The organism is Salinivirga sp. (assembly GCF_035268865.1).
GTDB lineage: Bacteria > Bacteroidota > Bacteroidia > Bacteroidales > Salinivirgaceae > Salinivirga.
This window is the reverse complement of record NZ_DATFKB010000128.1, coordinates 15,017-30,220: the sequence shown is the minus strand read 5'-3', so window position 1 is coordinate 30,220 and position 15,204 is coordinate 15,017. Positions and strand designations below refer to the sequence as shown.

Genomic DNA, 15,204 nt, shown 5'->3' with positions numbered 1-15,204 from the left:
CAGCTATCATGAAACAGGAGAGATTAATTACAAGGGCTATCGGAATGAAACAGGTTATTACGATACTTTATATACATGGTTTAAAAATGGCAACCTTGAACGTGAAGCTTATTATGAAAATGGAAAGCTGAATGATCAGTTGAAAAGCTACTATAAACAGGGTGGCTTGAAACGCATTGTACATTATCAAAACAATATACGAGTCGGCGAAGCTTTAACCTTTTATCCGGATGGGAGGTTGGCAGAAAAAGGATATTTCGAAAACGACCAACGGGTAGGAGAATGGACTTCTTATCTATTGAATGGAGCAGTATTTTCAAAGGGACGATACAGTGATAATAAATTTGAAGGCCTTTGGCTTATATTTCACCCCAACGGTCAATTAAAACAACATGGTGTTTATCACAAGGGGGAGCCCGAAGGCACATGGAAAATCTTTTATGCATCAGGTGCACTCGAGTCTGTTGGTGACTATAAGAATGGTGTAAGAAATGGCATGTGGACCTGGTATGATGAAAGCGGGAACATTTTACAAAAAGCCATTTTTTTTAATGGAGTATTACTGAAAGTAGTGCAAAAGAAATCTATAAATAATCAATAGCCCGCTTATTGCTTTAATATTCGGGCTTACATATCATTTCTTTGTTGCTTCGCAAATCAAATAGCCATCGCTCAAAGGCCGGAGGGCCAAATGATCCTACCACATTATTCGAAAAACCATAAGGTTCGGTGGGCATACCGACCCAGTTTGTGTTGAGTTCGCCATCGCCATCTATATCGTGAAAATAACGAAAAGCATATTGGCCTGTAGCCAGACTGTCAATAGTTATTGTGCTTCGTTTATTTTGTATTTGACCTACAACACGTTCCAGCGTATTGCGTTCGCTATCCATCAATTCAAGCATAATTTTTCCTTTGTTCTCAGGTAGGTCCATTATTTTTATTGTCAAAACATGTTGACTCATTATGTTTTGGGATGCAAAACCAAACATAATTAGCAAGGCTATTCTTAAAATCAGTACGCTCATAAATTGATATTTATAACATTAACAAAGGTAGGTAATTCCTGTTTATTTTTTGATTTTTAAGGGAACAAACCCTTAGTGCTCAAATGAAAATTGGGAATTGTGTATTTTCAATATATTTTTACCGCATGGAAAAACAAAACACGATATCAATATACAGGGAAAGATTAGCGCAGCACCAGGCTGAACATAAAAAGTACAAACGGAAATCTAATTTCAATGCCACAGCCCGGTTACTGGTTTTCGTTGCTGCAGCGATAGGTTTTTACTTCGCTTTAAGCACAACTGTTTTAGTCGTTAGCGCCGTATTGTTCTCAACCATAGTTATATTTTTAATACTTGTGCAATACAGTGCCAAGCTTGAGAATAAGGTGCAATGGCACCGGGAGATGACTCTTATTAATGAGGAAAATATTAAAGCGCTTAATGGCGATTATTCATCTTTTAAAAATGGAAAACTATATGCCGATGCTGCCCACCCATTTAGCTATGATCTTGATATTTTTGGGCAGAATGGATTTTTCCAAACCATAAACCGTACCGTTCGTCCGGGAGGAGAAAGACTACTTGCTAATTGGTTTACACAACCATTATTAGAATGGAACAAAATTGAGCAACGACAGCATGCATTTAAGGAACTGGCGCAGAAGCCTGGCTGGCGACATAAATTTTTGGCTCATGCACGCATCAACCAACTGGATGAAGCGGCAGAAACGCTTTTTAAACAATTATCAGCCCAGAAGGTGGGTGTGCCAGCGTGGATTAGTAGTTCTGTACTTCGGTGGGGGGTACCTTTATTGACTATAGCATCGGTTATATTAGCTGCCTGGCAGCTTATTCCTGTGGGCTACCTGATTTTGTTTGTTTTGTTGCAATGGGGATTGGTTGGTTTTGCAATGAAATATACCAAAAAAGCAGATGCCGCTTTAGGGCGAACAGAAAAGATTATGCAGGGCCAAAAGTCATTGATTGCACTCATTACAAATGAATCATGGAAAAGTGAACCACTCAGTGAAATAAGTAGCGCATTTCAGAAAGGCGACGAGCCTGCAATGCATTCCATAAAACAATTAGCGGCTATTATAAAAAGTTTCGAGTACCGGAATAATCTGATTATTGCCGTTATAGCAAATTCATTTTTACTGTGGGATATTCAATGTATAACCCGCTTTAGGCGATGGCACGCAAAGGCAAGTGTGCATATGACCGATTGGATGCAAGCCCTTGACAAAATGGATGCTATGGTGAGTGGTGGTGCTTACTGGCAAAATAACCCCGAATTTTGCATCCCACGTTTCGACCCCAGGCACCAGCTTGAATCAAAAGAATTAGGTCATCCATTGCTCCCTGAGCAAAAAAGAGTTGTGAATGACTATTCATTCCCCGAGGGAACACTTTTTCATATCGTTACCGGTGCTAATATGGCTGGTAAAAGTACCTTTCTTCGCACAGTTTCTTTAAATATGGTGATGGCAATGGCCGGCCTGCCTGTTTGTGCCAGAAACTTTGCTTTTAAGCCGGTTGCTGTGTTTACTAGTATGCGTACCACCGACTCATTATCGAAAGATGAAAGTTATTTTTATGCCGAGTTACGACGTCTTAGGGAAGCATATAATCGTATAAGAAAAGATGAGCGGCTATTTTTGGTGCTTGATGAAATTTTAAAAGGGACAAATTCCGAAGATAAGCGAAAAGGTTCAGTGGATTTTCTGACACAACTTATTCAATACGATGTAGCAGGAATAGTGGCAACACACGATACGCAGTTGGGTGAGCTTGCCCAACAATTGCCGGAGCATTTTGACAATTATTGTTTCGAAATAGAGATTGAAGGTGAGCATGTCAATTTTGATTATAAACTGCAACCGGGCATTACCCAAACCATGAATGCCCAATTACTCATGAAGCAGATGGGATTGATAAAATAGTTTTCTGGTTTTGTATTGTAAAATAGCTACTTATGAGATTTTCAGAGATTGTGTATAACTGAAAAAAATGATTAGTTTTGGCCTTCTAATTAGGAATGGATTTTATAAGGAAAGATCTAGGAGATGACTAAAACAGCTGTTAATTTACTTTGGACCGGAGGTCTCGATTCTACTTTTAGATTGCTGGAGGCATTATTAATTGAAAAAAGAGTAGTGAAACCTTACTATATGCTTGATACGGCACGGTTCTCATTGCGAAATGAAATTAAAGCCATGAGTAAGATCAAGGATCTATTATTTGAAAAGCATCCTTTTACAAAAGAACTGCTGCTGCCAATTGAATATGTTGATGTGGATGATATAAAAACAGATCAAACTATTCAAAAGGCATTTAAGGAACTGAGCAGCATTCGCCATTTGGGTATTCAATACCGGTGGTTGGCGGAGTTTTGTGTCGAACACGGAATCAAAGACCTTGAGCTGGGTATCATCAGAAAAGGTGAAGCCAGCGACCATGGTGAGGCTTTGTCTGAAAGCCTTGATCCATTTATTGAACCCATAGATTCCGACGAAAAGGTATATAAAATAAACACAGAGAAAACTAAAGCAGATGGCTCACAGAAGGCTATGCTCTATGAAAAAGTGTTTGAGAATTACCATCTTCCAATCATTACCTACAGCAAAAAAGACATGGTTGAAATGGCCAAAAAGAATGGCTGGATGGACTTTGTTGGACTAACCTGGTATTGCCACAGACCTAGAAAGTTTAAATATCCCTGTGGAAAATGTAATCCCTGCAAAACAGCTAAACAAGAAGGAGTAGCTAAAAAGACACCACTTATCCGTTGGAAGTATTTTTATAAGGAAAAGTATTCTTAATTTCATTTAAGAGCTCTTTTAGCATAGAAACTCATGTTCTTATCGTAAATCTAGCTTTGCTCGTAATATATTTTCTTATTTTTGCACCAACCAATGCCCACATACAATGTTTTTTGTCAATACATATCAAAAGAAATACCCCTTACCCAAACAGATTTATAAGGAGGTGCGCTTTTGGCTGAAATACTACAAGCGCTATTACAAAAATGGGAAAGTACATAAAAACATACTTTTTTATCCGCGATTCCCGGACAGGAAAACTGTAATAAAAAAGATTCTGGACGATTTGAATTACAATATTACCACCTGCATGAAACTGCCTTATGAAAGGATTGTGCACTGGCAGGATACTACTTTTCGCGAATACGATGATGCTGTGCGTGAGTTGGCCAGTAAAGAAAAAGTCATCAATTTCAATTGCAAAGATATTAGTAAGCCTACAGTAGATCGTTTGCACGAGAAAGTTTTTGGGTATTCTACGGTAGTCGATCCGCAAAATTTTGAAGGTAGGTGTGTGAAAAAGAGTGTTTTAAATGCTAAGCACGATGGTATAATTTTAAATTGCCCGGTAAATGATGAACCACAAGAGGGATATTTTTATCAACGGTTGATTGATAATCAATACGATGAACAGGTAGTTGAAGATATTCGCGTAAGCATAATTGGTGATTCCATTCCGTTTGTTATTTTAAAGTATAAACCTGTTGATAAGCGCTTTGGCGGTTTTCGTAAAAACCAGGACGGTGTAAAGGCCCCTGTAGTGAAAGAAACTGATGATGTTTTATCGAAAGAAGAGCAGCAAAAAATTATCGAATTGTGTAATGAAATAGGACTTGATATTGGGGAATTGGATGCGCTAAGAAATCGGGAAGATGGAAAAGTTTACGTAATTGATATCAACAATACCCCAACAGGCCCTTCGCACTTAACTGAAGACGAATTAAGTTTCGCCGTTAGCCGACTATCCGCTGCATTTGAAAAAGAATTTTTAAGTTAGACCTGTTAAATTTAAATCTATGACCACGGTATTGATTGCTGTACGCATATTAAAATCAACTCAATCCGGAACACCACGATTAGTACTGCAACACACCAGGTATTTAAGCAACAAAGGCTACAAGGTATATGTAGTGGCTCAACGCATCAATAGAAAAGCAATAAAAGCGCATGGTGGTATCCCTGTTAAAGTACCAATTTGGCCGGTTAAAGGTTATTTTCACAGGAAATTTTTTGCTTTACAAACCCGTATCTTACAAAAATTTTATAAACCTGATCTTACCCTGGGACATGGCGATATTTTCGATCAGGATATTTTGTATTTGCACAATTGCATTCACCTTGCCCATGAGTTAACACATGGAAAACCACTGCCACAGAAAAGTGCTGTTGGACAAATTCATGCAAAACAGTTAAAAGAGCAAAAATTTAAGTTGTTGGTTTGCAATTCAAACATGATGAAGCAGGATGCAATGGCGAGATTTAATGTACCTGAATCTAAATTAAAGGTAATTTATCCCGAACACGACGAAAACCGTTTTACTACCAAAGATGAAACTCAGGAGAAAAGGACACATCAACGCACCGCAATGGGTTATGATGAGAGCAACGTGGTAATCGGATTAATTACATCGGGAGATTTTAAAAAGCGCAATGTGCAACTTTTACTCGATCTGGTCGAATTACTTTATCACAAACATCAACTTAAACATATTCGGTGTTTCATTGCCGGAAAAAATAAAGACCCTTATTATCAGATGGAGGTTGAGCGCAAACAACTTAAAGGTATCGTTACATTTCAGCCATCTATTCCCAATGTGGAAAATTACTATTTTGCAACTGATATATTTGTTTTACCAGCATGGATCGAAGAGTTTGGCCGTAGCGTAGTTGAGGCAATGGCTTGCGGCCTGCCGGTTTTGGTCACAGAAAGGGTTGGTTCCTCAGAGTTGCTTGAAGGCGCGTCCAGTGATTATATTCTGCCACCCAAAGTGGAGTTATACGAACAAAAAATTGTTGAGTTGATTAAAGATATGGGAAAACGAAAGGCCATTGGCCAAAATAATGCAGAAACTGCCGCTAAATATAATAGTATGCGCCAAAATGAGAAGCACAATGCGGTTTTTATAAGTCTGGCAGATAAAGCGTAGTCAGTTATTTATAATGGTAGTAATTTAAAAACCATTCTGCAAAAACAGATAGCCCTTCTTTCAAATTCGTAGCGGGCTGGTAACCGGTTTTTTTGTTCAGTTTTTCTGTCGATGCATAGGTTTTATAAACATCGCCTGGTTGCATGGGTTTGTATACCTTTTTTGCCTCCTTACCCAACTCTTGCTCCAGTGTAGATATAAAATCCATGAGTTTTACCGGGTGTGAATTTCCGATATTGTAAATATCATAAGTGGGATTGTGCTCCGATGGTTTGTCCAACAGCTTTTCTATGCCCGCAGTGATGTCATCAATGTAGGTGAAATCTCTTTTGAGATCTCCGTTATTAAAAATCTCAATTTCTTTTCCTTCGAAAATTGCTTTTGCAAACTTAAAGTATGCCATGTCGGGCCGGCCCCATGGACCGTAAACCGTAAAAAAACGTAAACCGGTAACCGGGATGTTGTATAAATGACTGTAAGTATGCGCCATTAATTCGTTTGCCTTTTTTGTTGCAGCATACAAGCTGATAGGATGGTCCACCGCATCGCTTTCTTCAAAGGGTATTTTGCTGTTATTGCCATAAATACTCGATGAGCTTGCAAAAATCAGGTGTTTGGGTATTTTATGGCGGCAGGCTTCCAATATGGGTAAAAAGCCTTCGATGTTACTTTGGGTATATTTATATGGATTGTCAATGCTGTTTCTAACGCCTGCCTGCGCAGCTAAATGTATCACATAATCGAAATCGTACTCTTCGAAAATTTGTTCAACAATGCCTCTGTCATAAGTACTTGCCTGAATGAAATTCAAATTACCACCTGAGTTAGTAACCCATGTTCCGGGTTTAGCATGCTGAATTCCCAGCTGCTGTAATCTGTCTCTCTTTAATTTGGGCTCATAATAATCGTTAATTTCATCTATACCAGTAATTCTAAACCCTTTATTCAGTAGTTTTTTTGTCAAATGAAAACCAATAAAACCTGCAGCTCCTGTAATGAGTACTCTGGACATATATTTAAGTTTACTGCAAAAATATAAAAACTATGCTGTATTTGTGATTCTTGATCGATTTATTGATATTTACCATTGTGAGTGTAATTCGTCAATGTGCATAAAACCATTTGACAGCAAGACTGCACTTGTTTTTAAGCACTAGATAAAAAATAATGTATTACATTTGCCATCATATTATAAAACACGAACATTGGAGAAAAAGAAACTATATCGTTACCTGAAAATGGCTTTTAAAATAGCCTTTGTGGCTGCAGCACTTTGGTTTGTTTTTTCTAAAATTGATGGCAAAAGCGTATTTGAAACTATTCGCAATGCCAACCCGCTTTTGATTGCTGCCAGTGTTGTGATGTTTGCACTATCAAAAGTTGTTGCTGCTTTCAGACTCAAATATTTGTTCGATGCCATAAACGTTGGGATGGGGCATAAGCTTAACCTGAAATTGTATTGGTTATGCATGTTCTACAATACTTTCCTGCCCGGTGGTATTGGCGGTGACGGATACAAAGTGTGGTGGATTCAAAAGTTTACCAATGTCAATACAAAAAAGGTTTTGGGTGCTGTACTGCTCGATCGCGGAAGTGGATTACATGCCATTGTGATACTGGCATTGGTACTTACTTTTTTTATCCCTTACGCAATGCCCATGCAAGAGTGGTATTTCACATTGATTCCGGTGGCCTACATTGCTTTATGGTTTGTCGTAGTACTCTTTTTCCCAACTTATAAAAGTGAGTTTTTTCGTATTTCCGGATTGTCATTAATCGTACAGGTAGGACAGGTGCTTACAGCCTTTCTCGTACTGCTTGCATTTGGCGTGGAGATGAATTTTCTAGGTTATTTGCTGGTATTTCTTATTTCTTCTATTGCTATTATTATCCCGGTTTCGATCGGAGGGGTTGGCCTACGGGAACTTGTGTTTTTTTACGGATCGCAATGGTTCGGTTTGCATACAGAAACTTCAATAGCTCTTGCACTTACAATATATTTTGTTACAGTTATTGTAAACTTTTCAGGGGTTTATTTTTTCATTAAAACCCCAAAGTACGATGGCACTAATATGAAAATTGAAGAAACCACACCTAAAGATTAATGCTTTTTGAAAAGGATTAGTTTTCGGTTATGCCATTTCTCCTTAAAGGCATACAATGTATCGATGTTTTTCTGTTGAATCATAGTGTCAGGACCGAGATAATAACGACCTCGCTGAATTACCGTATCGTAATCCATGATATACCCAGAATGCTTAAATTGATAGTACGGTATACCATATGGTAATGTAGGCGGAATATTAAACGCTTCTTTTAATAAAACATGTCCTGCAAGCTTAAGTTCCGGTTCATAGGTCAGTGGTTCACCAGTCCAGAAAATTTGCTGGTTTTGGGTAATTACGTTCATGTTTTTAACATGGTGCTCATACTCAATAGCAGTAGATCTGCGCTCAAGAAATGGCAATACAGATAAATTGAACCATATCCGGCCCAATGCAATTGTTAGAATAAATAAGTAAATAGCCAGTTGGGGTTTGGGTATAGCATAAAATAAAATGAGGCCAATAACCACTGAAAATATTGAGGTGTAAATCCATTTATTATCTACATGTTGACTTACATTTTCAAAAAACGGGAATATAATTACAGCAATTAATGATAAAACTAATCCTGCAATGGGAAAATAGTAATATAGCCTTGCTGGTTTTTTTAATGCTGGAAGTTTAGTGTAAACCCAGGCTGCCATTATTGCCAAAAAAGGCAGAAACATATACAAATATCGGTTTCGTACACCCGGCGATATCCAATAAATGATAATATTAGTTAAGACAAACAGTATGGAAAAGACCAATAACTTGTTTTCTGAAAAACCTTTCCTAACTTTTTTAAAAACAAACGCGATAAGCAATAAAGACCAGGGCATTACAAGTATCAGTAGCTGGTAAGGAAAATGGAAAATGCTTTTGAAGATACTACCCAATGAGCCCTCATTAAACGATTTGTCAGAAGATTCAGCAAATTGTTGTGCCAGAAAACCTTCAAGATTACCTTGTTGATTATACAAATAAAAGTATCCACCCAGCATTGTAAACAACATAATAATACCTGCAATGTGCTGCCAGCTGAAAAGTAATTTCCACTTACGGTAATAAAGGCAAATTGCAAGTATCGTTATGGCCTGAAAAGCTAATGATGGAATGCCTTTGGTCATAACCCCAATAAAAGTCAGGAGGTATGAAACCAGAAACATTGCAAGATAGGCTTTTCGGTGAAAATACCGGAATATTGCAAGGGCCTGCACAACTACAACAAATGCATAAAAGATATCTATTTCCCCAGCATTGATGGTACCATAAAAAAGCAGGTCTGCACTTGTAAAATAAAACAGGGAACCAAGGAGGGCTGTCTCTTCTCCAAGATGGCTCTTAGTGGCTTTATAAATAGTCCATCCGGTGAGCAGAAAGAAAAGTATGCCCGGTAACCTGACAACCCACTCAGAAAAAGATTGAAAAATAAGATAGAATAGAGCAATTATCCAGTTGTAAACTGGAGGTTTGTTGTAATATGTCTCATTGTGAATTTGTGGCACTATGAGGTTGCCCGTTACATAAGTTTCTATCCCAACAATAGCTCTCCTGGGTTCTTCGGCTCTGAGTCCGATTTTATCAAGATGCGAAAACAGTCCGGTTAATAAAGTGATCAGAATTAAAGCAAGTAATATTTTTTTCTCCATCGAATAACAAATAAAATTGATAGCACAAATATAACCGAACTGCATTTAATAATTAATGGTCAATTGATAAAAACTGATCGTTTGCCATTATATTTGTAAAAACTGTATCCTATGACAGATTTAAAATATGATTTACTTGTCGTAACAGGTTTAACAGCAACCGGTAAAACCTCCCTGGCAGTAAATTTAGCTAAAGAACTCAATGGAGAAATAATTAGTGCAGATAGTCGTCAGGTATTCAGAGGAATGTCAATCGGAACTGGCAAAGATCTGGATGATTATGTCATAGATGGCAAAAATATACCCTATCATTTAATTGATATTAAAGATGCAGGTGAAACATACAGTGTATTCGATTTTCAGCAGGATTTTTTAAAAGCTTATGCAGATATAAAAGCGCGCAACAGATTCCCTGTAATTAGTGGAGGAACCGGATTGTATGTTGAATCGGTTGTTTCGCGTTATAAATTGCTGGATGTCCCTCAGAACCCAGAACTCCGGGCTGAATTAAAAACTAAAAGTCTTGAGCAGCTGACTGAAATACTCTCCGAAATGAAGCAGCTTCATAACACAACCGATGTTGATACAAAGCTAAGAGCCATTAGAGCTATTGAAATAGCCCGTTATTATGAAGATCACGATGTGGATGAAACAGAAATGCCCAATATAAAACCGTTGATTGTAGCGCCTTCATATGACAGGCCGCAGGTACGGAAAAGAATCACAGAGCGCTTACACCAAAGGCTCGAGGAGGGGATGGTTGAGGAAACCAAAAAATTACTTGATCGGGGCGTAGATCCTGAAAAACTCATCTCATACGGACTAGAATACAAATACCTTACGTGGTATTTGACCGGTGAGATGGATTATGATACCATGGTAGAAAGGCTCAATATTGCCATTCATCAGTTTGCTAAAAGGCAAATGACATGGTTCAGACGAATGCAACGGAAAGGCATTGAAATTCATTGGATAGATGGTTATTTGACAATGAAAGAGAAAGTAGAGCAGGTTCTTGCAATGCTAAAAAGCTAACTTCTGAAAGTTGAAATTTATCGATCTTTTCTTTTTTAGCAAAGTTACAAGATGGTGCTAAATTCCATTCCTCAAAAGTTGTTTAAATAGATTTACCCGTTTTTTAGACCCTAATTCGACTGGAGGAATTGCATGTGGCGTATGGTGAATTATTTTATTTTTGCGGCACTCGCGGCCAGCCGCATGGTTTTGAGGACATAAAAAAAGCGACACTATTGATGTCGCTTAAATTCTGAGCGGGAGACGAGATTACTTTCAGTGAGCTCCTCCTTTTAGTCGTCGGTTCAAATTCCGCAACAGTCAAAATCTATGATTTTGTAACTGTTGCGAGAATGCTCGCAAAACTGGAAAAAATCGAAGATTTTAAGTTTTGCGGCACTCGCGGCTTGCCGCTATATAAAGGTTTTTAATAAAAAAAAGCGACACTTCTGATGTCGCTTTACGGTTGAGCGGGAGACGAGATTCAAACTCGCGGCCCTCAGCTTGGAAGGCTGATGCTCTATCAACTGAGCTACTCCCGCTTGTGCGCCGAAGCTTTAGCGAAGGCGTACAAGCCTTTTACTTAAGCAACGAACTCCGATTTCGCTAAATGCTTTTTCGGTTAAAGTGGGGAGAGAAGGATTCGAACCTCCGAAGGCATACGCCAGCAGATTTACAGTCTGCCCCAGTTGGCCGCTTTGGTATCTCCCCTGAGATAATAACTTGAGCGAGAAACGGGACTCGAATTCCGCAACAGTCAGAATCTGTGATTTTGTTTCTGTTGCGAGAATGCGCGGAAAACTATAAAAATCGAAGATTTTAAGTTTTGCGGCACACGCGGCCCGAGGTTCTCCACTATCTTTCAAAAATCCTGAGCGAGAAACGGGACTCGAACCCGCGGCCCCGACCTTGGCAAGGTCGTGCTCTACCAACTGAGCTATTCTCGCTTATTGTGCTCTACTAATCCCGAAATTTAGAAAATTTTCAATTTTCATAAAATTTCGAGGACTCACGAAAAACACAAAGAATCAAAGATTTTTGTTTTTCGGAGCTGAGCTATTCTTGCATAATTTTAAAGAGCTTTTCGCTAAATGCGGATGCAAATATAAATCATTATTTTTTATCTCAAAAGGCAAAATAGCCTTTTTTTACTCCAATATAGACATGGTTTGGCTAGAACCTTGACATACAGAAAAATATTTTTGTGTATTTTTTGCATTACTGGTATATATAAAAGAATTTTATTGAAAAAAACCATGAAAAGTATGCAAACCAAAAATAATGCTTATATTTGTCCTCGAATATGATTTGAGAATTCGTTGCATTTTTTACTAATTTCTTTCACAGTATTAGTTCACATCTGCCAAAAATTTTTAAATCCTTAATTAACAAAAACTGCGGGTGATACCGCCGATCACATGCGTAAGGATTTTTCACCTCTCACCAGATGTCAGAATATCCAACAAGTATTAAAGGATGTAAAGCTTGCAGTTGACAAGAACAATTTAATTTTTTTACAATGAACATTTACGTAGGAAACCTTAATTACAGGGTTAATGAAACAGACCTCCAGGAGGTATTTGAAGATTACGGAGCCGTATCTTCTACAAAAATTATTACCGACAAATTCAGCGGTAGAAGTAAAGGCTTTGGATTCGTTACTATGGAAAACCAAGACGAAGCAAACAAAGCTATCGAAGAACTCAATGGCGCTACTTACGAAGAACGTGAGATGGTTGTGAATGAGGCTCGTCCAAGAAAAGAAAATTTTAACCGATAATAGAAATTAGCTCTATGGCACAAGGTAAAGTAAAATGGTACAATGATACCAAAGGATTTGGATTCATTGAAATGGAAGACGGTAATGATGTATTCGTTCACCGCACTGGCTTAGTAGACTCTTATCAGGGACTAGACGAAGGTCAGGAAGTAACTTTTGAAATGAAACAAGGCGAAAAAGGCCCAATGGCTGTTGATGTAAAAACAATGAGCTAAGTGAATTATTTCTAAAAGCTTGAATTGAAAATATAAAACCCATTTCAGGTATGCTGGAATGGGTTTTTTCCAACTAAATTTTAAACGAAAGGACATATATGGGCAGATCCCGCGAAACTTACAACAAAAAAGAAGTTAGAACAAAAAAAGAAAAGAAACGCAAAGCTAAAGCGCAAAGACGCGAAGAGCGAAAAGAGAATGCAGGTAAATCGAGTCTGGATGATATGATTGCTTACGTGGATGAAAATGGCAATCTAACTGATACTCCTCCTGACCCCAATGAAAAAACGGAAATTGATCCGAATGATATTGATATAAGTATTCCGAAAAATGAAGATCTACCGGAAGAAGAACTTATACGTAAAGGTGTCGTTACTTTCTACAACGACGATAAAGGATTTGGTTTTATTAAAGATAAACAATCTAACGCAAGTGTTTTCTTTCATGTGAAAAATACCAAAGAACCTGTCAAGGAAAATAATATTGTAACATTCCAAACAGAAAAAGGCCCTAAGGGCCCTGTTGCTGTTGATGTTGAAGTTATAAGATAATTTCTCTAAGGCCATCTGTTTTTTTGGATGGCCTTTTTAATTACCTACAATTTGAAAGCAAATTCATGATTATGGAGTTTTACTCCATTTGCTGTTGATAGAGCTCTTTGAAGGCTCCGCCTTTCTCCAATAGCTCATTGTGTTTGCCCGATTCAATAATTTTGCCGTCGCGCATTACACATACCAAATCAGCATTTTTAACTGTTGATAATCGGTGTGCAATTACAATTGAAGTGCGGTTTTTCATTAAATGATCAAGCGCTTGCTGCACCAGTTTCTCTGATTCTACATCCAGTGCCGATGTGGCTTCGTCTAATATCAGAATTGGTGGATTTACCAATATAGCTCTTGCTATAGTAATACGTTGCCTTTGACCGCCCGAAAGCTTACTGCCGCGGTCTCCAATTACGGTTTTGTATCCTTTCTCGGTATTAACGATAAATTCATGTGCATTGGCAACTTTCGCAGCCTTAATTACCTCCTCTTCAGTGGTTTCTTCTATACCAAAAGCTATGTTGTTATAAATGGTATCATTAAATAGAATTTGTTCCTGGCTCACAATTCCAATGAGGTTCCTTAATGATTTTATATCATAGTTTTTGAGGTCTTTCCCATCAACGAATATTTTGCCATGGTCAATGTCATAAAACCTGGGTAACAGGTCTACCAGGGTTGATTTTCCGGCCCCACTTTGGCCTACAAGCGCCACGGTTTGCCCTTTTGGAATATCGATATTGATGTTTTTGAGTACCTCTGTTTGTGAACTGTAACCAAATGTCACATTTTCATAACGGATCGATTCTTTAAAAGTGTCAATTTTTGTGGCTCCCGGGGCATTTTTTATGCTTTCATCGGCAATAAGTACTTCGCGAACACGCTCAAATGCAGCCATCCCTTTATTGATGTCGAAATAAAGGTTTGATAATGATTTAGCCGGTGTAAGTATTTGGGTAAAGAAAATTATATAAGTAATGAATTCTTCTGGCTCAAGGGTTGCTGTTTCGTCTAGCACCATTTTACCGCCGTACCACATAACCAAAACAATCACAATGGTACCCATTGTCTCACTTATGGGATGAGCCAGAAATTTTTTCCACAATACTTTATTCATTATCCTGGCATAAGAACCATTCTCTTTTTCAAAGCGATGTTTGGCTTTGTCTTCAGCTGTAAATGCTTTAATTATTCTTATACCAAAAAGTGTTTCTTCTATATTGATTAGCAGGTTTCCAAGTCTTCTTTGACCTTTTACGGCTTTGCCTCGAAGGTTTTTGGCCAAACGGCTTATTAAAAACCCACTTACTGGCAACAGGAAAATTACAATAAATGTAAGCTGCGAACTCATGGCAAAAAGCGCAAATAGGTACCCGAAAAGTTCAATTGGCGATTTTAAGGCTTTTTGCAGCGAGTTTACCACTGATCCTTCCAGCTCTTTTACATCACCAATCATTCGCGATATTAAATCTCCTTTACGCTCTTCAGAGAAATAGCGCATCGGCAAGTAAATAATCTTTCTGTACAGATTATTACGTATATCTTTTATCATGCCTGTGCGCATTGGAACGATAATGTAATTGCCCAGATAGTTAAAAATACTCTTAAGCGTTACGGATATCACTACTATCATACTAACCAGAAGAAGCGCACTGTGTGCACCTTCTTCAAGGAGCACTTTGCTTAAGAGGAAATTAAAATTGTGCATCACAGCTTTTGCTGTCATCTCCCATGGCACCTGTTCAGTAACTATTTCCTGCTGATTGAACAAAATACCCAGAAAGGGGATGGCCATACCAAATGAAGCAAGTGTGAAAATGGTGGCAAGAAAATTAAATAAAACACTTAAACCTAACCGCCATTTATATGGAAAAGCATACCTGAGAAATTCACCAAAATATTTCATTATTGAATTTTTTACTTCCTACTGTTGTT

At 38.0% G+C, this 15,204-nt stretch carries 13 protein-coding genes, 3 tRNA genes and 1 pseudogene; 10 read left to right on the top strand and 7 right to left on the bottom strand.

Annotated features, from left to right (window positions below; all coding sequences use genetic code 11):
• A pseudogene (locus tag VJ937_RS07970) lies at positions 1-601 on the top strand (toxin-antitoxin system YwqK family antitoxin); the annotation flags it as partial.
• A gap of 13 nt (positions 602-614) precedes the next feature.
• Here VJ937_RS07970 and VJ937_RS07965 read toward each other — a convergent pair.
• The gene (locus VJ937_RS07965; protein ID WP_324066366.1) at positions 615-1,028 is read right to left on the bottom strand and encodes a DUF2141 domain-containing protein; all 414 of its coding nucleotides are present in this window, start codon (positions 1,026-1,028) and stop codon (positions 615-617) included.
• Positions 1,029-1,153: 125 nt separating this feature from the next.
• Between VJ937_RS07965 and VJ937_RS07960 the strand changes: the two genes are divergently transcribed.
• From VJ937_RS07960 to VJ937_RS07945, 4 genes are all read left to right on the top strand, one after another.
• The gene (locus VJ937_RS07960; RefSeq protein ID WP_324066365.1) at positions 1,154-2,953 is read left to right on the top strand and encodes a MutS-related protein; all 1,800 of its coding nucleotides are present in this window, start codon (positions 1,154-1,156) and stop codon (positions 2,951-2,953) included.
• A 123-nt stretch (positions 2,954-3,076) separates the two neighbouring features.
• On the top strand, positions 3,077-3,832 hold the full coding sequence (locus VJ937_RS07955; protein ID WP_324066364.1) for a 7-cyano-7-deazaguanine synthase: 756 nt from the start codon (positions 3,077-3,079) through the stop codon (positions 3,830-3,832).
• Between the two features lie 106 nt (positions 3,833-3,938).
• Positions 3,939-4,829 (top strand): hypothetical protein, encoded by an 891-nt coding sequence (locus VJ937_RS07950; protein ID WP_324066363.1) that lies wholly within the window; start codon positions 3,939-3,941, stop codon positions 4,827-4,829.
• Between the two features lie 19 nt (positions 4,830-4,848).
• The gene (locus VJ937_RS07945) at positions 4,849-5,979 is read left to right on the top strand and encodes a glycosyltransferase family 4 protein (protein ID WP_324066362.1); all 1,131 of its coding nucleotides are present in this window, start codon (positions 4,849-4,851) and stop codon (positions 5,977-5,979) included.
• 4 nt (positions 5,980-5,983) lie between these two features.
• Here the strand turns inward: VJ937_RS07945 and VJ937_RS07940 are convergent, their stop codons facing one another.
• Positions 5,984-6,991: an NAD-dependent epimerase/dehydratase family protein gene (locus tag VJ937_RS07940; RefSeq protein ID WP_324066361.1), complete on the bottom strand. Its 1,008-nt coding sequence runs from the start codon at positions 6,989-6,991 to the stop codon at positions 5,984-5,986.
• A 193-nt stretch (positions 6,992-7,184) separates the two neighbouring features.
• Here VJ937_RS07940 and VJ937_RS07935 point away from each other — a divergent pair, with 193 nt between their 5' ends.
• Positions 7,185-8,084, top strand: coding sequence for a lysylphosphatidylglycerol synthase transmembrane domain-containing protein (locus tag VJ937_RS07935; RefSeq protein WP_324066360.1), 900 nt, complete (start codon positions 7,185-7,187; stop codon positions 8,082-8,084).
• Here VJ937_RS07935 and VJ937_RS07930 read toward each other — a convergent pair.
• Positions 8,081-9,715, bottom strand: coding sequence for an ArnT family glycosyltransferase (locus VJ937_RS07930; protein WP_324066359.1), 1,635 nt, complete (start codon positions 9,713-9,715; stop codon positions 8,081-8,083). The two genes, VJ937_RS07935 and VJ937_RS07930, sit on opposite strands and share 4 nt — an antisense overlap.
• A 111-nt stretch (positions 9,716-9,826) precedes the next feature.
• Here VJ937_RS07930 and miaA point away from each other — a divergent pair, with 111 nt between their 5' ends.
• Positions 9,827-10,750, top strand: coding sequence for a tRNA (adenosine(37)-N6)-dimethylallyltransferase MiaA (miaA, locus tag VJ937_RS07925; protein WP_324066358.1), 924 nt, complete (start codon positions 9,827-9,829; stop codon positions 10,748-10,750).
• 448 nt (positions 10,751-11,198) lie between these two features.
• On the opposite strand, the gene VJ937_RS07920 is transcribed toward miaA, so the two are convergent.
• The 3 genes from VJ937_RS07920 to VJ937_RS07910 all read right to left on the bottom strand — a co-directional run bounded on the left by VJ937_RS07920 (position 11,199) and on the right by VJ937_RS07910 (position 11,676).
• Positions 11,199-11,271: transfer RNA gene (locus VJ937_RS07920), tRNA-Gly, on the bottom strand.
• Between the two features lie 86 nt (positions 11,272-11,357).
• Positions 11,358-11,440 (bottom strand) — tRNA-Tyr (locus VJ937_RS07915).
• A 163-nt stretch (positions 11,441-11,603) separates the two neighbouring features.
• A tRNA-Gly gene (locus VJ937_RS07910) sits at positions 11,604-11,676 on the bottom strand.
• A gap of 572 nt (positions 11,677-12,248) precedes the next feature.
• Between VJ937_RS07910 and VJ937_RS07905 the strand changes: the two genes are divergently transcribed.
• The 3 genes from VJ937_RS07905 to VJ937_RS07895 all read left to right on the top strand — a co-directional run bounded on the left by VJ937_RS07905 (position 12,249) and on the right by VJ937_RS07895 (position 13,275).
• Entirely contained in the window at positions 12,249-12,509 is a 261-nt protein-coding gene (locus VJ937_RS07905; protein ID WP_057951839.1) for an RNA recognition motif domain-containing protein, read from the top strand.
• 14 nt (positions 12,510-12,523) lie between these two features.
• Positions 12,524-12,724 carry a cold-shock protein gene (locus VJ937_RS07900; RefSeq protein ID WP_057951838.1) on the top strand — a complete coding sequence of 67 codons (201 nt, stop codon included), beginning with the start codon at positions 12,524-12,526 and terminating at the stop codon, positions 12,722-12,724.
• A 98-nt stretch (positions 12,725-12,822) separates the two neighbouring features.
• Positions 12,823-13,275, top strand: coding sequence for a cold shock domain-containing protein (locus VJ937_RS07895; protein ID WP_324066357.1), 453 nt, complete (start codon positions 12,823-12,825; stop codon positions 13,273-13,275).
• Between the two features lie 79 nt (positions 13,276-13,354).
• Here VJ937_RS07895 and VJ937_RS07890 read toward each other — a convergent pair whose 3' ends face one another.
• Entirely contained in the window at positions 13,355-15,175 is a 1,821-nt protein-coding gene (locus VJ937_RS07890) for an ABC transporter ATP-binding protein (protein WP_324066356.1), read from the bottom strand.
• Positions 15,176-15,204: the final 29 nt, after the last annotated feature.